The organism is Psychromonas sp. CD1, assembly GCF_002239585.1.
GTDB lineage: Bacteria > Pseudomonadota > Gammaproteobacteria > Enterobacterales > Psychromonadaceae > Psychromonas.
Genome location: NZ_NDFH01000003.1, coordinates 214,426 through 233,960, shown reverse-complemented (window position 1 = coordinate 233,960; position 19,535 = coordinate 214,426). Strand labels below are relative to the sequence as shown.

16 protein-coding genes and 2 pseudogenes are annotated in these 19,535 nt (G+C 38.8%); 10 read left to right on the top strand and 8 right to left on the bottom strand.

Going from position 1 to position 19,535, the window contains the following annotated elements; all coding sequences use genetic code 11:
* The first annotated feature begins 50 nt into the window (after positions 1–50).
* The gene (locus B8W84_RS02435) at positions 51–674 is read left to right on the top strand and encodes a YqgE/AlgH family protein (RefSeq protein ID WP_094751742.1); all 624 of its coding nucleotides are present in this window, start codon (positions 51–53) and stop codon (positions 672–674) included.
* Entirely contained in the window at positions 671–1,111 is a 441-nt protein-coding gene (gene ruvX, locus B8W84_RS02430) for a Holliday junction resolvase RuvX (RefSeq protein ID WP_094751741.1), read from the top strand. Before B8W84_RS02435 ends, ruvX begins: the two co-directional genes overlap by 4 nt.
* A gap of 35 nt (positions 1,112–1,146) precedes the next feature.
* On the opposite strand, the gene ung is transcribed toward ruvX, so the two are convergent.
* Both ung and thrC read right to left on the bottom strand, forming a co-directional pair.
* Positions 1,147–1,848, bottom strand: coding sequence for a uracil-DNA glycosylase (gene ung / locus B8W84_RS02425; RefSeq protein ID WP_094751740.1), 702 nt, complete (start codon positions 1,846–1,848; stop codon positions 1,147–1,149).
* 22 nt (positions 1,849–1,870) lie between these two features.
* Positions 1,871–2,638, bottom strand: a pseudogene (gene thrC, locus B8W84_RS02420) (threonine synthase); the annotation flags it as partial.
* 943 nt (positions 2,639–3,581) lie between these two features.
* On the opposite strand from thrC, the gene arcA reads away from it, so the two are divergent.
* Complete coding sequence (gene arcA, locus B8W84_RS02415; RefSeq protein ID WP_094751739.1) at positions 3,582–4,304, top strand: two-component system response regulator ArcA; 723 nt, start codon at positions 3,582–3,584, stop codon at positions 4,302–4,304.
* A 146-nt stretch (positions 4,305–4,450) separates the two neighbouring features.
* Here the strand turns inward: arcA and ygjK are convergent, their stop codons facing one another.
* From ygjK to uvrY, 4 genes are all read right to left on the bottom strand, one after another.
* Complete coding sequence (gene ygjK, locus B8W84_RS02410; protein ID WP_094751738.1) at positions 4,451–6,106, bottom strand: alpha-glucosidase; 1,656 nt, start codon at positions 6,104–6,106, stop codon at positions 4,451–4,453.
* Positions 6,107–6,406: 300 nt separating this feature from the next.
* A complete protein-coding gene (pgsA, locus tag B8W84_RS02405; protein ID WP_094751737.1) occupies positions 6,407–6,955 on the bottom strand; it encodes a CDP-diacylglycerol--glycerol-3-phosphate 3-phosphatidyltransferase in 549 nt (182 codons plus the stop codon).
* A gap of 122 nt (positions 6,956–7,077) precedes the next feature.
* Positions 7,078–8,916, bottom strand: a complete 1,839-nt coding sequence (gene uvrC, locus B8W84_RS02400) for an excinuclease ABC subunit UvrC (protein ID WP_094751736.1) — start codon at positions 8,914–8,916, stop codon at positions 7,078–7,080.
* Between the two features lie 9 nt (positions 8,917–8,925).
* Positions 8,926–9,570 (bottom strand): UvrY/SirA/GacA family response regulator transcription factor, encoded by a 645-nt coding sequence (gene uvrY, locus B8W84_RS02395; RefSeq protein WP_094751735.1) that lies wholly within the window; start codon positions 9,568–9,570, stop codon positions 8,926–8,928.
* A 205-nt stretch (positions 9,571–9,775) separates the two neighbouring features.
* Between uvrY and leuS the strand changes: the two genes are divergently transcribed.
* The 5 genes from leuS (at position 9,776) to B8W84_RS02370 (ending at position 15,672) form a co-directional block, all read left to right on the top strand.
* Positions 9,776–12,355: a leucine--tRNA ligase gene (gene leuS, locus B8W84_RS02390; protein WP_094751734.1), complete on the top strand. Its 2,580-nt coding sequence runs from the start codon at positions 9,776–9,778 to the stop codon at positions 12,353–12,355.
* Between the two features lie 70 nt (positions 12,356–12,425).
* Entirely contained in the window at positions 12,426–12,956 is a 531-nt protein-coding gene (locus B8W84_RS02385; RefSeq protein WP_094751733.1) for an LPS-assembly lipoprotein LptE, read from the top strand.
* 2 nt (positions 12,957–12,958) lie between these two features.
* Positions 12,959–13,954 carry a DNA polymerase III subunit delta gene (holA, locus tag B8W84_RS02380; RefSeq protein ID WP_094751732.1) on the top strand — a complete coding sequence of 332 codons (996 nt, stop codon included), beginning with the start codon at positions 12,959–12,961 and terminating at the stop codon, positions 13,952–13,954.
* A complete protein-coding gene (nadD, locus tag B8W84_RS02375; RefSeq protein ID WP_094751731.1) occupies positions 13,941–14,621 on the top strand; it encodes a nicotinate-nucleotide adenylyltransferase in 681 nt (226 codons plus the stop codon). The genes holA and nadD overlap by 14 nt, the downstream gene beginning before the upstream one ends.
* A 106-nt stretch (positions 14,622–14,727) precedes the next feature.
* Complete coding sequence (locus B8W84_RS02370) at positions 14,728–15,672, top strand: YeiH family protein (RefSeq protein ID WP_094751730.1); 945 nt, start codon at positions 14,728–14,730, stop codon at positions 15,670–15,672.
* Between the two features lie 85 nt (positions 15,673–15,757).
* Here B8W84_RS02370 and B8W84_RS02365 read toward each other — a convergent pair whose 3' ends face one another.
* The gene (locus B8W84_RS02365) at positions 15,758–16,804 is read right to left on the bottom strand and encodes a cation:proton antiporter (protein WP_257797891.1); all 1,047 of its coding nucleotides are present in this window, start codon (positions 16,802–16,804) and stop codon (positions 15,758–15,760) included.
* An 84-nt stretch (positions 16,805–16,888) separates the two neighbouring features.
* On the opposite strand from B8W84_RS02365, the gene B8W84_RS02360 reads away from it, so the two are divergent.
* Complete coding sequence (locus B8W84_RS02360) at positions 16,889–17,941, top strand: PDC sensor domain-containing protein (protein ID WP_094751728.1); 1,053 nt, start codon at positions 16,889–16,891, stop codon at positions 17,939–17,941.
* A 444-nt stretch (positions 17,942–18,385) separates the two neighbouring features.
* Here the strand turns inward: B8W84_RS02360 and rmuC are convergent, their stop codons facing one another.
* Positions 18,386–18,928 (bottom strand): DNA recombination protein RmuC, encoded by a 543-nt coding sequence (rmuC, locus tag B8W84_RS02350; RefSeq protein ID WP_257797890.1) that lies wholly within the window; start codon positions 18,926–18,928, stop codon positions 18,386–18,388.
* A gap of 276 nt (positions 18,929–19,204) precedes the next feature.
* Between rmuC and B8W84_RS02345 the strand changes: the two are divergent.
* A pseudogene (locus B8W84_RS02345) lies at positions 19,205–19,450 on the top strand (Putrescine importer PuuP); the annotation flags it as partial.
* Positions 19,451–19,535: the final 85 nt, after the last annotated feature.

Sequence of the window (19,535 nt, the reverse complement as noted above, 5' to 3'; positions counted from 1 at the left end):
ATTGACGCACAAAAGACTCATTGTCATGTTGCACCTAATAAGGGGCTTATATGAAAAAAAAGAATACTCACAACAACGATATGGATTTGCATGTTAGCAGTGCTCAAACAACGATTTTAAATACACTTAAAGATCATTTTTTAATTGCAATGCCCTCATTAACAGATCCTTATTTTAAGCACTCTGTCGTGTACCTTTGTGAACACGATGAGCATGGCGCGATGGGCTTCATTATTAACTTCCAGGTAAAATTAACCATACAAGACTTACTAAAAAACATTGAAAGCATTGATCATCAACCTATGCCACCTTTAACGGACTCAGTATATTTAGGTGGCCCTCTTGAACTCGAAAGAGGCTTTGTATTACATAGCCCTATCGAAGATAACTCACAAAGTACAAAATTAAATAATGAATTACTGATGTCTAATTCCAATGCGGTTTTGTCCCTTTTAGGCACCAACCTTGCACCTGAAAAATACATAGTCACACTCGGATATTCCAGTTGGAGCCCAGGGCAATTAGAACAAGAGATGCAAGATAATCACTGGCTTACGATGAAAAGTGAAAGTGAAATAATATTTAATATACCCGTAAAACAACGCTGGACTGAATCCTTGCGCCGCTTAGGGATAACACCAGAGCAATTAAGCCTAACGACAGGACACGCATGACAGAAAAAAACAAAACACCGCAAAGACTCTTAGGCTTTGATTTTGGAAGTAAAAGTATTGGCATTGCAACGGGACAAATGATAACAATGACCGCACAACCTCTACTGGCTATCAAAGCCCAGAATGGTATTCCTAATTGGGAAAACTTAGGCCGGCTAATTAAGGAATGGCAACCCGATATGTTGATCATCGGCCTACCTTTAAACATGGATGGCACAGAGCAAAGTATTACACAACGCGCCAAAAAATTTGCCAATCGTCTGCAGGGTCGCTTTGGCATTCAAATTGCTTTACAAGACGAACGTTTAACCACCGCGAGTGCCAAAGAATTTATTTTCGAATCTGGTGGATATAAAGCCTTAGATAAAGGAAAAGTAGACAGTGTCTCCGCAGCCTTAATACTAGAGAGCTGGATGAGTCTCTATAAACATCTCTGACACCTCAGATAGCTCTCTTCAATAATATAGAGAGCTTACCAATGAATTATCGATTGATCTTGTGCACTTAATATTTCATTCACTTTTTTAAAATGTGCGCAACCTAAAAAACCCCGATAAGCAGATAATGGAGAGGGATGGGATGAAGTTAAAATATGATGCTTTTGAGCATCTATTAATGAGATTTTTTTATATGCGTACTTACCCCATAACAGAAAAATAACCCCCTGCTGTGAATCGTTTATTTCACGAATAATATTATCTGTAAAAACTTCCCAACCTTTTTTTGCATGGCTACCTGCTTTAGTTTTTTCAACACTTAATACCGCATTGAGTAATAACACACCTTGCTTTGCCCAATGCGTAAGATCACCTGATAACGGAATTTTAAAATCACTAATACTTGCTTTTAGCTCTGTATAGATATTACGTAACGATGGAGGAACTTTAATTCCCTCTGGTACCGAGAAACTTAACCCATGAGCTTGCCCTGCGCCATGATAAGGATCTTGTCCTAAAATAACGACTCGAGTTTTATGCAACGGAGTTAAGGTCAACGCATTAAAACGTAAACTTTTAAGTGGTAATATACATTTACCAAGTGCTTCTTGCTTATCTAAAAACACTTGTAAATCTTGATAATAAACTAAACTCTTTTGTTGACGAATAAAATTATCCCAATTCATCTTTGTTTCCTCTTTATCTTTTTTACTTGCCTTAAAAATAAAATGACACATTTTTAAATTCTATTTTTTCATTTCCTAAAATATTTTCAACACTTTCTTTAAATTTTGCAGGATGCGCCGTGCATAAGAATAAACCTGTCTCTCCAGGTTGCAACTGTTTTATTAATTCGGCATAGGCAATCGCACCATGAGTGCTCGCATAAGTAGCCTAATAGATATAACTCGCGCAGTGCCTCTTGCGTCGTTGTAACACCACAACCTAAACGGTTAAGAGACCATCCTTATACTTTAAATAAGTATTCAATACACAACCAGTTATTTGGAATGCTAACATCCATAGAATTAGATACGTTGCTATTTGTTTGTTTCGGTGTCCAATATTTAGTCTTTAAATAGCGAGGTACCGTATCGTTCGCATTCGTTGCCACTATAAAAGGCTTAATGGGCAAACCTAGTGCATTGGCAAGTAAGCCTGCCGTTAAGTTACCAAAATTACCGCACGGCACAGAGATCACCAAGTTTTCTCTCTGACATATGTTTAATTGTGCAACCGCTTCAAAGTAATAACATATTTGTGCTAATAATCGATTAATATTAATTGAATTTGCAGAATTTAATCCGATTGCATTACGTAACACTTTATCATCAAACGCTTGCTTTACAATAGACTGACAATCATCCAAAGAGCCGTCGATTGCTAGCGTCGTAATATCCCCCCAAATAATTTTTCTTGTAAAGGGCTGATTTTACCCTTTGGGTACAATATCACGACATTAATATTTTCCATTCCAAAAAATTCATGTGCAACCGCCATATCTCCTGATATGGCGGTTAAAATATTTGCGTCTTCTACCGCATGAGGGTCGCAATTATAAATACCATCTACATAGTCCAAATTTCACAACCTTGTGCTTTTAAACAAACAGCTAAAACCACAGCAGAATAATCGGAGCCATTACGTCCAAGTACAACTGTAACTCGAGTGTAAATATTTTTTCACAGCTAGCTCATCAAAATTAGTTTTTTTGGTTTTAACTCTTTAAGTAACAAAGAAAAAACCTATGAACATCAAAGAAGCTATGCTGAGCGGAGGCACCTTGACTCATTTTATCCACGAGAGAAAACACATGATTAGTTACACCTGTGGTTGCTTTTTTTGCTATGTAATAACAATATCAGCTACTTTTTCAAAACATTTTGCATCTGCTAATGATGTTCCGCCAAATTTTAATACTCGCATTGTTTCTCCTGCATATAAGGATAAAAGCACCCCAATATGCTTAAAATGATGCCATTACAATTGATATGGCACCACGCATAGATTAAATAAATCGGTATGTACTTATGTATAATATCACGCACACACCTGCAATCAAATTAAAGCCAAAATAATATCATTATTGATTTGTATGCAAACCCGCGATTTACTCCTCTACAGAAAAAAAAAGAATAACAGATTGTTTTTCTCTTTTTTATTAGGATTTAACATAGGATATAAAAAAAATAACAAACATGTAGACTATTACATTGATATACATCAAATTTATGTTTATATTTATAATCATTTGCTACCAATTTAGTTGTTATCTTAATGTTAAGTATTTATAGTTCTAACACAATAAAGAAGAAGAACTATGTGTTAAGCTTTATTTGTCCTAATTCCACTCTAAAAGTCAAAATAAAATCTACACAAGTAAAGGATTCTTTAAAACAGTATTCGCATTAAATCGCGATACTTTGACCACTTTTAGATCCACAAGACGGATTAAATACAGGAGTTCCCCATGTCAACGGCCAATATACTTATAGTTGAAGATGAATTAGTGACACGTAACACTTTAAAAAGTGTTTTTAAAGCAGAAGGTTATAACGTGTTAGAAGCTAATGATGGTGATGAAATGCACCAAATCATTAAAGAAAACAATATTGACTTGATCATTATGGATATTAATCTTCCGGGAAAAAATGGCTTATTACTAGCCAGAGAATTGCGCGAAAATAAAAATATAGCATTGATATTTTTAACGGGACGCGATAATGAAGTTGATAAAATATTAGGCCTTGAAATTGGAGCGGATGATTACATAACAAAACCGTTTAATCCGCGAGAGCTTACTATCCGCACACGTAATTTACTAACCCGTACCATGCAAGAAAATATTTATTTTGATAAAGTTCGCCAAAAAGTAGAAAGCTATAAGTTTAATGGCTGGACACTCGAAATTGACAGCCGTTCATTACTAAGCCCTACTGGTGAAAGCTTTAAATTACCGCGTAGCGAGTTTCGTGCAATTTTACATTTTATCGAAAACCCAGGAAAGATTCAAACTCGTGCAGAGTTATTAATGAAAATGACAGGTCGAGAATTAAAAGCACACGACAGAACTGTTGATGTCACCATTCGACGTATCCGCAAACACTTTGAAAGTATTGTTAATGGAAAAGAGATAATTTCCACTATCCACGGTGAAGGTTACCGGTTTTGTGGCGAGTTAGAACAAGCATAAGGTCTCAGCACTAGAAAAGGTCATTTGACGCACTAACATGGCCTTTCTTGCCCCTCCGTACATAGTTTAAATCAAGACAATATTGATACAAACCTACACGAATAAGCTCCCTTCTATCTATTAATAACAAACACTTTAAAATTATGTTATATGCCAACCTCAAATTTTAAACAAAAAAAGTTTACATCATCTGAATTCTTCTCCACTTTATGCTCAAGCACATCAGTGCCATATTCTTGTGAATCTTCAGGTGTCATTTCAACCCAGACATATATCTCACCATCATCGGTATTGTGAGCAAGATCAACCGCAGCCCCAAATTCAGGCACACCGTTATGGTTATGGTCGCGATTTCGAAGCCACCAATCATGATATGCCACCAGTTTAGGGTACATTTCATCAATCCATTTTTGAGCATCTTCTGGGCGAGAAAACTCATTAATCAGTGCATGATAGACTTCCATTACCGACCAAGCAGCTAAAGAAGGTTTTGTATTACGCTCATTTGCGTTTTCAGATCCAGCCCCACCACGTTCATCCGATAAAGTATAAGTCACCACATCGACCAAATAACCTGCATCTTGTGGCCGGATAACATCGTCAGGTTTAATCTGATTTTGGAATACCGTACGGATATTATCCATCGCAACGTCTGGATTAAAGTGCGCCATCGCAAAGGCTTGCTTCCATGTGTCCCACGGCCAAGTATTCGCACCAGAGAACCAACGAGCTGTGACTGATGGGGTAACGGTTGCTTGGTGAATATCTCCCGCTTTTGAGCGCCAATTTCCATTCAGGGTCATCATCGCTTTCACCGCTACACGTTGCTGCGCATTCGTCGCGTTTGTGTTACTCAGCCCATGTGCTAAATAACCCTCCCAACGTTTTTTAGACGCATCCATAGAGGAGCGCGGATCTTTAAATATTTCCGTTATTTTTGTCTTTTCTTGACTAACTTCCTGTGCATTCAGTAAATTCGAGTAGGTCGTATAAATAACTAGACTCTGTTTACTTGCGATCATTTTCTTGGCGCTCGCATCAAAATGCGTTCCATCTATAATATTTTTGTTAGCAATGGAACGTTCAATAATAAATTCTGCATCGGCATCATTACGAATTGCATAATTGTCTTTCATATCGCCAAATTTAATACTTATTCCATTATCAATTGCCTCCATGCGACGATTATAATCAGGAAAAACATCATTAATAGTTTTAGTACTTATCTCAGTGTCTTCTTTCTTGTAACCTTGTACTAAATCGCCACTCCAAGTTAATGCAAAATTAATATCTTTATCGCTTAAATTCGTAATCGTGGTTTCTAATAACGAGGTGCGGCCCGTAACAAAGCGTAAAATCATTTGCACACTAACGTCATCGGTAGTCAAAATTTGTACTAATGCACCCGGCATGCTGTATATGTTGGCTTCTGCCGTTGATAAATCAAAAAATGTTCCCGTGTCTGCATCTCGCAGTTCAAGTTTATCAAAGGTTTGCCCTGACATATAATTGGCATACTCTTGTGAAACTTGCATTATCCCACCAAATGAGCCATAACCATTTTTATCTTTAGGCAATAGATGTCCATGCCAAGCACCGTTATCGAGCAAGGCATTAAATCTTAAGTTATTTTCCTTGCCATCGTAATCAAATAAATATTGCGGATCTCCCGTTCTATCTATCACATTTTTATAATCGCTTGCTTGGGGTCCAGGAGCCAGTGTGGGGTTACTTTGCTTACAAACAAATAATATAAAAGATGAGGCGATAACAACTGCCAACAACTTCTTTTTGAACTTCATGATAGATCCCTAGTTAGAATTAAAGTTCAATGCATTCTAACTTTTAAATCTAAAACATCAACTGTAACAATTTGATTAACATTGAATTTCTTGTTCTCCCATGTAACAAATTGTAACGGCGTTATCTATCTCAAACAATGAAGAAATACAAAGAGGGAAACGTAAAAAAAAGGATGCGATAAAATCGCTTTTTAAAAAGAAGAGGAAAACATCAGAAAATAATGAGATATCTATCTTTAAAACACTTAAGTCAAACACATCATGCACGCATCAACGTGCACAATTAAATAGATATACGTTTTATCTAGACTGATTTAATGCAGGCCAAGCTACTTTTAAATAAGCAACCATGGACCATAATGTTAATGCCGTGGCTATGTATAAGAAAGTAAACCCAACCCACTCCATCGCAACGTTATATTGCCAAATTAATAAAAACAAAGCAGTCATTTGCATGGCTGTCTTTATTTTTCCCACCCATGAAACCGCAATGCTTGCACGTTGACCGACCTCTGCCATCCATTCTCGCAATGCAGATATCATTATTTCTCTACAAATCATAATCATCGCAGGAAGCGTTATCCAAATAACCGCATAGTGATCAACTATCATAACTAAAGAGACCGCTACCATAATTTTATCCGCAACGGGATCTAAAAAGGCACCAAAAGGAGTAGTTTGATTTAAACGACGAGCTAAATAACCATCTAATATATCCGTAATTCCCGCCAACCAAAAAACAAATGCAGCGGCAAAGGCTGACCATTCAATGGGTAAATAAAATAAGACAACAAAAACAGGAATTAAAAAGAGACGAAAACCGGTTAATATATTAGGAATGTTTAACATTAAGTGCCTTATATTTTACATACTGATTTTAATGCCAAAGTGCAATGAAAAGTGAAAATTGGCAGTGCCTATAAAGAGGATACTATTCTTGCATTTTATACATTGAAAATGCAAACAGTTATTTAATTATGTCCATGTAATTGTTCATATATCCGATTTGCCAAGCACACACTAATACCCGATATTTTAGAAAGTTCATCAACCGTTGCGACTTTAATCCCCTGCAGACCGCCGAAATGGTTGAGTAATTGCTGACGTTTTTTCACACCAACACCCAAAATGTTCTCCAACGTACTGGTTCTACGTTTTTTATCACGTTGACCGCGATGCCCCAAAATAGCAAAACGATGTGATTCATCACGTATCTGCTGAATAAGATGTAAAGCAGGTGAATCGCTATCAACATCTAAAATCTGATGGGTGTCCGCTAGAATAAGAGTCTCTTCTCCAGCCTTACGTGCGACCCCTTTGGCTATTCCCACTAACAAGGGCCATTTCAAAGCAAGGTTCTCTTTTAAGTTATTTAGAACTTGCTCTGCTTGAGTTAGCTGCCCTAACCCTCCATCAAGAAAAACAACATCCGGAATATTTTCAAGAGGTTGCTTCTCTCTAAAGCGTCGGGATAATACTTGTGCCATCGCCGCATAATCGTCGCCAGGAGTGATGCCCTGAATATTAAAGTGCCTATAGGCTGATTTTTTCGCGCCATTAACATCAAAGACAACACAAGATGCCACTGTTTTTTCACCCATCATATGGGAAATATCATAACATTCCATGCGCTGTATTGGCGCTTTTAAACACAAAAGCTTTTCAAGTAAAAGATAACGTTTACTCAAACTACTTTTTTTACTTAAATAACTGCTTAATGCACTTTTCGCATTCGTTTTAGCCAAGGCTAAAAATTTGGCACGTTGCCCTCGCACATCTGTTTTTAGATGTACTTTATATGCACAATACTCACTGAGCAACGCCATAAAAGAATGGCGCTCAGCAAAATCATCACTGATTAATATTTCCTTAGGGATAGCACGCCCATTTTGAGCTGACAAATAAAACTGGCTTAAAAATGCGCGTAACAGTTCATCTTTTGATGAATGCTCAGGCACTTTCGGAAAATAATTGCGACTACCTAAGATGCGTCCTTGCCGAATAAAAAGCAAATGAAAACTTGCAACACCTTGCTCATAAGCAAGACCTAATACATCAATTTGCTCAATGTCACCACTGACCCATTGTTGTTCTTGCACTTTTTTTAAAGATTGGATCTGATCTCGCCTCAATGCTGCTTTTTCAAATGCTAACTGCAGACTTGCCGATTGCATCTCAACAATTAACTTCTCAATGACCTGTTGACTCTTACCTTGTAAAAAATCACTCGCTAATGTCACTTGATGCGCATACTCCTCTTGCACATTAGTTTTTACACAAGGCGCTAAGCAACGCTTCAACTGGTATTGTAAACAAGGGCGAGAACGATTTGCATAATAACTATCTGAGCATTGGCGAATAGGAAATAATTTTTGCATTAAATTTAATGAACTGCGCACCGCACTTCCACTGGGATATGGCCCAAAATAAGTACCTTTACGTTTTTTATTCTTATGCCGTACTAAACTTAATTGTGGGTGTTTATGCGCACTTAAAAAAAGGTAAGGGTAGGATTTATCGTCTCGTAACAATATATTATATTTCGGTTTATATTGCTTTATAAAGTTATGCTCTAAAATCAATGCTTCGGTTTCTGTATGAGTAACCGTCACCTCAATATGCGCAATATGTGTCACTAATGCTAATGTCTTGGGGTGTTTTTGCGTTAAACTAAAATAATGATTTAAGCGTTTCTTTAAATTTTTTGCTTTACCCACATAAATAACCACATCCAAAGCATCAAACATACGATACACACCTGGCGCCGAGGTTAATGTCTTTAAAAAATCACTTGCATCAAATAAACGCATCTAACTGACTCAGAGCATATCAGCATCAAGCATGCCATAACGAATGGCTAAATGTGTTAATTCAACATCGCCTTTAATACCTAACTTATCAAATAAACGATACCGATAACTATTAATGGTTTTAGGGTTTAAATTTAACTGCTCCGAGATGTCTACCACACGCAACCCTTTGGTTATCATGATCATAATTTGTAATTCTCGCTCAGAAAGCTTACTAAGTGGCTCATCTGCAGAATCGGATATTTGGGATAGCGCCATTTGTTGCGCAATTTCAGGTGACAAATAACGCTGTCCTGAATGTACAATACGAATTGCATTTAAAACTTCTTCTGGCGGTGCGGCTTTACTTAAATAACCAGCGGCCCCTGCTTGCATAACTTTGGTCGGAAAAGGATTTTCCGTATGCATGGTTAGCATAATAACGTTTATACTCGCGTTAAAACGTAAAATTTTATTCATTGCCTCCAACCCACCAATGCCCGGCATATTAATATCCATTAAAATAACATCGACCACGTTATTACGACACCATTTTACCGCTTCTTCTCCACTATTCACATCACCAATCACCCGCATACCGCGTACATCATCAATAATACGCCTCATACCCGTACGAATTAAGACATGATCATCAACCAAAAGAACATCTATCAAAATTTCTCCTTTAATATCAGTATGATATAGAGTTTATTTGCATTAAATTAAGGGGCGAGAATACCGCGTATTATATATTGATATGTCATGACTACTATTGGAGATAAAAACAGATAATAAAACATGTCCAAACGACATGCTTAGCAATTGCTGCTGTATCCTAACAGCTTACTTTTATTCATTTACATCGTCGGGCAGAATTACAATGCAAAAGTCATATGATCCAAAAGAAATTGAAGCTAAATTTCAAAAATATTGGGAAGAAAAAGAATCTTTTAAAGCCGTTGAAGATCCCACAAAAGAAAAATATTACTGTCTGTCCATGTTTCCTTACCCAAGTGGCAAACTACATATGGGCCACGTTCGTAATTATACGATTGGTGACGTAGTATCTCGTTATCAACGCATGCAAGGCAAAAATGTCATGCAACCTATGGGTTGGGATGCTTTTGGTTTGCCTGCCGAAAATGCAGCAATAAAAAATAATACCGCTCCTGCGAGCTGGACCTACGAAAATATTGCTTATATGAAAAAACAACTTAAGCAATTAGGTTTCGGTTATGATTGGACGCGTGAAATTGCAACATGCAAACCCGAATATTATCGCTGGGAACAATGGTTTTTTACTAAATTACTTGAAAAAGATTTAGTATACAAAAAAATGGCAACTGTAAATTGGGACCCTGTAGACCAAACTGTTCTTGCTAATGAGCAAGTAATTAATGGCCGTGGATGGCGTTCTGGCGCGCTCGTAGAGCAAAAAGAAATCCCGCAATGGTTCATTAGAATCACTGCATATGCACAAGAATTACTCGATGATTTAGACCAACTCGATGAATGGCCTGAACAAGTCCGTACTATGCAACGCAATTGGATAGGACGCTCTGAAGGCATTGAAATGGACTTTGAAGTTGTCGGTAGTAAACAAAAACTTTCAGTGTACACCACTCGACCAGATACCCTTATGGGCGTTACTTATTTGGCTGTTGCAGCACAACACCCGCTGGCACAACAAGCTGCAAAAAACAACCCTACGCTCAACGCTTTTTGCGACAGATGTAAAAATGTAAAATTAGCCGAAGCAGATCTTGCTACGATGCCAAAAGAAGGTGTTGATACCGGCCTAAAAGCCATTCATCCTATCACTGGTAAAGAAGTGCCAATTTGGACTGCTAATTTTGTTTTGATGGGTTATGGCTCTGGCGCGGTAATGTCTGTACCCGCACACGATCAGCGCGACTATGAGTTTGCAAAACAATACGGACTTGAAATTAAAGCCGTAATAAAAGCACCAGACAGTGATGTCGATGTTAGCGAGCACGCTTACACAGAAAAAGGGGTTTGCTTTAATTCAGCTGAATTTGATGGCTTGAATTTTAAGGATGCCTTCACGGCCGTCGAAGCCAGACTTATGAGCGAGCAAAAAGGTAAACGTAAAGTTAACTTCCGTCTCCGTGATTGGGGCGTATCTCGTCAACGCTATTGGGGAACTCCAATCCCAACGTTAACCTTAGAAGACGGTAGTATTGTTGCGGTTCCTGAAGATAGATTACCGGTTATTTTACCTGAAGATGTCACCATGAATGGTATTACATCTCCGATTAAAGCCGATCGTGAATGGGCAAAAACAACTTACGAAGGTCAAATAGCTTTCCATGAAACAGACACCTTTGATACGTTTATGGAATCGAGTTGGTATTATGCCCGTTATTGCTCACCTCAAAGTGACACGCAAATGTTAGATCCTGAAAAGGCCAATTATTGGCTTCCTGTGGATCAATACATAGGTGGTATCGAACATGCTATTTTACACTTATTGTATTCGCGTTTTTTCCATAAGTTATTACGTGATTTTGGTTTAGTCAACTGTGATGAACCTTTCAAAAAATTATTGACACAAGGTATGGTCTTAGCCGACGCTTTTTATTATGAGGATGATAAAGGCGGTAAAGTATGGATATCTCCGAATGATGTTATAACTGAAACCGATGAGAAAGGTAAAATCATCAGTGCCAAACTTGAAAACGGACAGCCGGTTATTTTTGATGGCATGTGTAAAATGTCTAAATCTAAAAATAACGGTATCGACCCGCAAGTGATGATTGATAAGTATGGTGCGGATAGCGTACGTTTATTTATGATGTTTGCTGCCCCAGCAGAGCAAACGCTAGAGTGGTCTGATTCAGCATTAGAGGGCTCATTACGTTTCTTAAAGCGTTTGTGGAAACTAAGTAATGATCATATTGCATTAGGTAATGTTGCTCCACTCGACATTAAATCTCACAATGAGAATCAAAAAACATTACGCCGTGAATTACACAAAACAATCAAAAAAGTCACCGATGATATTGGTCGTCGTCAAACGTTCAACACCGCTATCGCATCTGTGATGGAACTGATGAATAAGTTAATGAAAGCACCAGCAAAAGACACCCAGGATCGTGCTATTTTACAAGAAGCACTTATTGCCGTTGTAAAACTATTATCTCCCATCACTCCGCATATTTGTGCTGAGTTGTTCGCGCTATTAGGCGAAGGTAATGATATTTTAACAGCGCCTTGGCCTTGCGTTGATGAAAGTGCTTTAGTTGAAGACTCTACGCTTATCATTGTACAAGTTAATGGTAAATTGCGCGCTAAATTAACCGTCAGCGCACATGCAACGCAGACGAGTGTGGAAACACTTGCCTTAGCACATGAAAACATCGTTAAATTTACTGAAGGTAAAAGTATTCGTAAAATTATATTTGTACCAGGCAAATTGCTAAATATTGTTGCAAGTTAATACTCTAAAAAAGGCAACAATTTTTACCCTTGTTGCCTTTTTTCTTATTATTATTCATTAAAGGCTTCTTATGTTCAACAATACACGTTCCTATTTCCACATTAAAATGTTTGTTCTATTTTCTTTGTTTTTTTTATTGAGCGGATGTGGTTTCCATATAAAGAGCAGTGATGGCTTAGTCGATAAATACCCAAAAATTTACCTCCGAAGCACCCCAAATAGCGACCTAACCCGCTTTGTCTTAATTCGCTTACGTGGTGCTGGTATAGAGATTGTAGAAAGCCCAAGCGAAGATATAGCAACACTTGAAATTTCTGCAACGCTGCGCAGTGAGCGTACTATTTCACTCTACAGCAATGCCCAAAATGCAGAGCAAGAACTCGGGTACAATCTTGAATACTCGATAACTCGTCCTGAGCAAGTCACCCAACGGTTTAAGATAAGCTTATATCGCGATTTTTTAGATGATCCTGCACAAGCATTAGCCAAATCGCGCGAGTCTGAGCTGCTTACCAAAGAGCTTGACATGATAGCGGCTGATCGTATTATCAATACAATGCTCTCTCTAAAAAGCACTCCAACAAGTCCTAACGAGCCTTAAACATGCGTATTTACCCTGAACAATTACTCTCCTCTTTAAAGCAACAGATCCCCGCCTGTATCTTAATCTTTGGTGATGAAATGTTGTTCTCATTAGAAGCTCTACAACAGATAAAACAAAGCGCGAAGCAACAAGGATATCTAGAAACATTCCAATTTAATATGGATGCAAATTTTGCTGCCGATGAGATATTCAACCACTTTTCAAGTCGCTCATTATTTAGTGATAAAAAAATAATTATATTAACCCTCACTAAAACAAGTAAAGAAAACACCGCATTTATTCGCGAAATAACCCCTTTAATGAATGAAGATATACTATTAGTCATACAAGGACCCAAACTTAATAACCAACAACTCAGCAGTGTTTGGTTTAAAAAATTAGAGGCTCTGGGGGTGTTCGTGCCGACACTCACCCCGAATCAGCAACGTTTCCCAGCATGGATATCTCAACGATTAAAAACCTTACAACTCGAAGTAAGTCATGATGTCATTGAATACCTTTGTTTGCACTTTGAAGGTAACTTATTAGGTGCTCAACAAGAATTTGAAAAATTAGCCCTGATTTACCCACAGCAAAAGTTAACGTTACAACAAGTAGAGAGCAATATTACAACCCATTGCCATTTCTCACTTTTCCAGTGGGTTGATAGCCTTTTAAATGGCCAACAAGGGCGCTCATTACGTATTTTGAAACAACTAAGAAATGAAGACACTGAGATTTTATTATTAAGTGCCACACTAAGTAATGAAATACAAAAATTGCTTAAGATTAGTTACAAAAAAAATAATATCGCATTGGAGCAGTTATTAGAACAACAACAACCTAAGCTTTGGCCCGCAAAAAAACAAATGCTAAGAAAAGCATTAACCCGCTTGAATACACGCCAATTTGAACAATTAGTGCATATGTCAGCAGAGCTTGAAATTGCAATTAAAGTAGAAAACAGTCCACAAAGTTGGCTTTTATTAGAGCGAATATGCCATGCATTTATCTGAACATCACGCCCCTTTAACACAACAAGCCATTGGATTTCTTGGCGGTAGTTTTGATCCCATTCATTTTGGGCATCTTCGCACCGCTTTAGAAATTTCTGAAGCACTAGACCTAAAACAACTTTTCTTATTACCTAATCATATCGCACCCCATAAAACATCCATGCAGTGCAGCGCAGTGCAACGTTGCTCAATGGTGCGCCTCGCCATCGAAAAACAAGAAAAATTGCATATTGATACACGAGAGTTAAATCGCCCACAAGCAAGTTATAGTATTGATACACTTAAAGAGATCAAGCGCGACTACCCTGATACCCCGATCTGCTTTATTTTAGGAATGGACTCTTTATTAGGTTTTGATAACTGGCATCAATGGCAAGATATTCTTAATTACTGCCATCTTATTATTAGCCATCGCCCCGGATGGAAATGCAATTTTAATGACAATATAAAAACCTTAGTTGAAACATGTATCACCCTGCATAAAGAAGATTTACACCGCTATCTATCAGGTAAAATATACTTTCAAAGTACTTCCCAACTTGCGATTTCATCTTCACAAATACGTCAGGCTCTTCTGCAGAAAAAAAGTATTGATTATTTGCTCCCAAATGCGGTAAAAGATTATATACAGATACATAAACTTTATAAAAACCCATCGAGCGGATAAGTAATAGGTGCGGTTATGTAGTGAATATTAAATATAATATTTAATATTCCCCTCTATTTCCGTGCGGGAAAAATATTTCGCAATATCTTTAAATACAGGATTTATTATGCAACACCCCTCTAAAAAATGCTACAAATCAAGGGACCTGATTTTTTTTAGTTGTGCTCTCTTATGCCTAAGCCCTTTCGTTAACTCTCCCGTCGCTTTAATACTCGGCTTTATGTTACTCAGTTTCGGTCTTATACCTGAAAAGGTAAATACTGGGACGATAACCAAAAAATTATTAGCTTATTCCATTATTGGTCTCGGTTTTGGCATCAATTTAGATCAAGCTATCGAAATAAGTAAAAATGCAATAGGACTTATCTGCACCTCTATTTTCGGAGTTTTAATCATCGGCACTCTGCTGACTAAATGGTTAAAAATAGATGCTAAAATGGGGCACTTAATCGCCTCTGGCACCGCAATTTGTGGTGGGAGTGCCATCGCTGCCGTTGCTCCTGCCATTAAAGCTAAAAATCACCAAATATCACATGCTCTTGCCGTTATATTTATTTTAAACTCCATTGCACTTTTTGTTTTTCCGTATGTGGGGCATTTACTACACATGAGCCAACATGCATTTGGTACCTGGTGCGCCATAGCCATACATGATACGTCTTCTGTAGTGGGAGCCGCCTCCGCTTATGGAGATGAAGCATTACGCATTGCAACCACTTTAAAGCTTTCACGGGCACTATGGATAGTGCCACTCGCATTAATCAGCGCCCTTGCATTTAAAGAAGGCAGTCAAAAGATACGTATTCCATTTTTTATTGTTTTTTACTGCTTAGCTATTTTAGTAAGTAGTTACTTTCCACAGGGTGCAGATATTTACTCACTTATTTTTAATATATCAAAACATACTTTAGTATTATGCTTGTTTTTAATCGGTGCAAGTATTAGTCTGCAACAATTTAAAGAGGCAGGCTATAAACCTTTGCTGCTGGGGATATCTTTGTGGTTAATGGTGAGTATCTGCGCTCTTATTTATATTCAAATATTTTTGTAGTCCACACCTCTATTTTCTACTCAAAAAAAACGCGGGTTATTTTATAACTCGCGTTTTTTACCTGAATAAGTTCAAACTAAAACTTTTAACTTTCTTGATTTTTCTTTTGCCATATTTTAGCTTTATTAATTATGGGTATAATCGTTGAACCTTGTACCAATATAGAAAAGAAGACAACACCATAAGTCATGACCAATATTATCTCCCGTACATCAATATTTTTTTCAGGTAACACCATTATGCCACTTGGAATTGACATTGCCATTGCAAGTGCTAAACCTCCACGAAGCCCTCCCCACGTTAAAATAGCAACAGAATATGGGTTATATGATCTAAAGCGGTTAAAGCCAATATATGAAAGCTTAACACTTAAATAGCGAGCAGTTAAAACAATAGGGATTGCGATAAGTACCACTACCGCATCTTCTAAATGAAATACAAACTGCAACATTGTTAGCCCAATCAGTAAAAATAAAACACCATTTAAAAATTCATCGACCAACACCCAAAAATGATCTAGTTTTTCTTTACTTTCTTGAGAAAACCCTTTTAACCGCGTCCAATTACCAATCATTATACCGGTAACGACCATTGCCAGCGGGCCTGACACACCAAGGGCATTAGCAAAAACATATCCCCCTGTTGGTATTCCGATTGTAAGTAATAGCTCCATCGAACTATCATCTGTCGCACTGATTAAATAATGGAAAAATAAGCCAAGCAGTAAGCCATATAAAATGCCACCGATAGCTTCATGTAAAAATAACATACTCACGGAGGCCGCCGTTGGCTCGCCTGTTGCAAAAGCAATACTAAATATAGTAATAAAAATAATCAAGCCAAAGCCATCATTAAACAGAGACTCACCTTCTATTTGGATTGCAATTCGTTTAGGTGCTTTTAATTTTTTAACAATCGCCAAGACTGCAATGGGATCGGTAGGAGAAATAAGCGCCCCAAAAAGTAAACAATAAATAAAATCAAAAGACAAACCAATAAGTTGACAAACCCACCAAAGCACAATCCCTACAAAGGCGGTTGAGAAGAGCGTGCCACCTAATGCCAGTATCGTTATTTCCCATTTTTGATCTTTCATATGATCAAGCTTGATACCTAAGCCTCCGGCAAACAAGAGAAATCCTAAGATACCTTTTAATAGAAAACTTTCGAAATTAAGTCCGGTTAATTGTGCGTTGATGTGTTTGGGGGGTGATTTATGGGTTTTTTAAGAAGTTTTAAAGGGAGAATAATTTTTTCTTCGGCACTATTAGTTGCGGTAAGTTTAGGCGTATCTAATTTTTTAGAAAATCAAAAGTTATCAAATGAAATGTATATACAAAATAATGATGCCATGTCATTACTGGTTAAAGAGTCCGCACAAAAGGTTAAAACGTGGATATCGACGTTTAAATATGCATTGCAGAAAAGCGCTCCTGGATTTGCAGAAGATAGGAGCGAAGAGAGTCGTCTTTTAATGGTTAAGCAAATCAGTTTGGTGTCACATGCAACTAGTGTAATAGTGGCTTATACAGATGGTTCAGTATTAGGTAGGAAAGGTGCTTCAGCCGTTGATCCGCGCACTCGAGTTTGGTATAAAAAAGCGCAACAAGCAGGAAAAGGAATAGTCACTAATGTTTATACGGATGCATTTACAGGGAAAAAATTAGTGAGTATTGCTGAGCCATTTTATTTAAATGGTGTGTTTAAAGGAGTACTTTTAGCTGATATTGAATTAGATGCTGTGAATGTTATGCTCAAACGCAGTAAACCTGAAACGGGTGAACTTGCATTGTATGCTCAAAGTGGGATCACGATTGCATCAACCACTGCTAATGGCCGCGAATATAACTTAAATAGCGATCCTGAATTAAATTCTCTTGAGCGGGCAATCGACAGAAATAAAGTGGGAAGCTTAGAGTATGTTTATCAAAATATGAATGCGATTTCTTATTTTGAAACAATCTCATTAAGTGATGATATTAATTGGGTCATTGTAATAACAGCAGATAAAGATATCATTTTTTCTAATCTTAAAAGTGCATTAAACGAATCGATTATTACCGCTATCGCTTTAATTGTGGTTTCTATTGGCATACTAATTCTGTTATTGAATCGTTTTTATCGTCCAATTTTATCTTTAAAAGAAACTATTGGTGCCTTAGGGCAAGGTAATGCTGATTTAACGCGTCGTCTGGTTATCTCAAATAATAAGGATGATTTAGATGATATTGCTATTTCAGTCAATCAATTCGTCTGCGTTATCCCCTGATCTGTGGATAACCGTATTACGCCTTTGAGTGAGCTGATACCGCTCGCGCAGCCGAAACGACCCGAGCGCAGCGAGTCAGTGAGCGAAGGAAGCGGAAGAGCGCCCAATACGCAAACCCGCCTCTCCCCGCGCGTTGGCCGATTCATTAATGCAGCTGGCACGACAGGTTTCCCGACTGGAAAGCGGGCAGTGAGCGCAACGCAATTAATGTGAGTTAGCTCACTCATTAGGCACCCCAGGCTTTACACTTTATGCTTCCGGCTCGTATGTTGTGTGGAATTGTGAGCGGATAACAATTTCACACAGGAAACAGCTATGACCATGATTACGAATTCGAGCTCGGTACCCGGGGATCCTCTAGAGATTTAATATTAAATATATTGAGCCTGCTAATCAGTCAAATGTTCGTGAAGTGTAACAGATTGGGCGCATTTGCCCTACGTTTCAACCACCGTGAAAGAAACGCGCCGGCTGCGCTTCGGGGGATAAACTCGCCGCTAAATCGTTGTCTTCATTGCGGCTATTTTGCTTACCGTCGCCTTCACGCAGACGAAACTCTTCGTCCTGAGCGGTAGCCTGCTCCACCAGTTCCGGATTAATCTCGCGTTTAACTTCCACCCCCAGGCTGCGAAACGCCTCCGCCTGCGCCAGCAAATTGCCACGCCCGGAGGAGAGTTTTTTCATCGCCTGGCGGTAGTTATCCTGCGCGCGATCCAGGCTTTGCCCCACCGAGGACATATCGTCCACAAACAGCCGCATTTTGTCGTACAGCTTGCTGGCGCGATCGGCAATCTGCTGCGCGTTACGGCTTTGGTGCTCATAGCGCCACAGGTTGGCAATGGTACGTAACGCCACCAGTAGCGTGGTGGGGCTGACCAGCATAATGTTATTTTTCAGCGCTTCGGTGATCAGTTCGGGCTGTCTGTCGAGTGCCAGCAGGAACGCAGGCTCAATATATTTAATATTAAATCGTCGACCTGCAGGCATGCAAGCTGGACGCCTCACCATACAAAACCCTCAGGAAGGTCTAAGAAACCAGTATTATCATGACATTAACCTATAAAAATAGGTGTATCACGAGGCCCTTTTGTCTCCCCCCGTCTCGGTGATGAGGGTGAAAACCTATGACACATGCAGCTCGCCCGTTCTTCCGTCGAGGTTCCCACCCTTGCTGAAGGTAGACGGCGGCAAGCCTGCGGTTTCCGCCCGTCCGCCTTCCTTTGCTGTGCATTAGAAAAAGAAGAAATCGAGGCAAGCATACCCATGTCGAATCCTCCCCCCACCGCAGAACGAACCCAGCTTCGCAAGTCCCTCAAGCTGTGGCAGATCGTCATGATCGGGTTGGCCTACCTGACCCCGATGACCGTCTTCGACACCTTCGGCATCGTATCCGGGATTTCCCAGGGACACGTGCCCACCGCCTACCTGCTGGCCCTCGCCGGCGTGCTGTTCACCGCGATCAGCTACGGCAAGCTGGTCCGCCAGTTCCCCACCGCAGGCTCAATATATTTAATATTAAATCTCTAGAGGTCCCCGGGACCGAGCTCGAATCGAATCTTCTGGGACGGAAACAGGTGGGGCCAGTTTAACATCA

Bases quoted from the DNA above. Each gene is read 5' to 3' on its own strand.
- B8W84_RS02385 (WP_094751733.1), top strand. From the start codon at position 12,426: ATGTTCAACAATACACGTTCCTATTTCCACATTAAAATGTTTGTTCTA.
- rmuC (WP_257797890.1), bottom strand. From the start codon at position 18,928: ATGCCTGCAGGTCGACGATTTAATATTAAATATATTGAGCCTGCGTTC.
- ruvX (WP_094751741.1), top strand. From the start codon at position 671: ATGACAGAAAAAAACAAAACACCGCAAAGACTCTTAGGCTTTGATTTT.
- ung (WP_094751740.1), bottom strand. From the start codon at position 1,848: ATGTGTCATTTTATTTTTAAGGCAAGTAAAAAAGATAAAGAGGAAACA.
- B8W84_RS02370 (WP_094751730.1), top strand. From the start codon at position 14,728: ATGCAACACCCCTCTAAAAAATGCTACAAATCAAGGGACCTGATTTTT.
- pgsA (WP_094751737.1), bottom strand. From the start codon at position 6,955: ATGTTAAACATTCCTAATATATTAACCGGTTTTCGTCTCTTTTTAATT.
- leuS (WP_094751734.1), top strand. From the start codon at position 9,776: ATGCAAAAGTCATATGATCCAAAAGAAATTGAAGCTAAATTTCAAAAA.
- ygjK (WP_094751738.1), bottom strand. From the start codon at position 6,106: ATGAAGTTCAAAAAGAAGTTGTTGGCAGTTGTTATCGCCTCATCTTTT.
- arcA (WP_094751739.1), top strand. From the start codon at position 3,582: ATGTCAACGGCCAATATACTTATAGTTGAAGATGAATTAGTGACACGT.
- nadD (WP_094751731.1), top strand. From the start codon at position 13,941: ATGCATTTATCTGAACATCACGCCCCTTTAACACAACAAGCCATTGGA.
- holA (WP_094751732.1), top strand. From the start codon at position 12,959: ATGCGTATTTACCCTGAACAATTACTCTCCTCTTTAAAGCAACAGATC.
- B8W84_RS02360 (WP_094751728.1), top strand. From the start codon at position 16,889: ATGGGTTTTTTAAGAAGTTTTAAAGGGAGAATAATTTTTTCTTCGGCA.
- uvrC (WP_094751736.1), bottom strand. From the start codon at position 8,916: ATGCGTTTATTTGATGCAAGTGATTTTTTAAAGACATTAACCTCGGCG.
- B8W84_RS02435 (WP_094751742.1), top strand. From the start codon at position 51: ATGAAAAAAAAGAATACTCACAACAACGATATGGATTTGCATGTTAGC.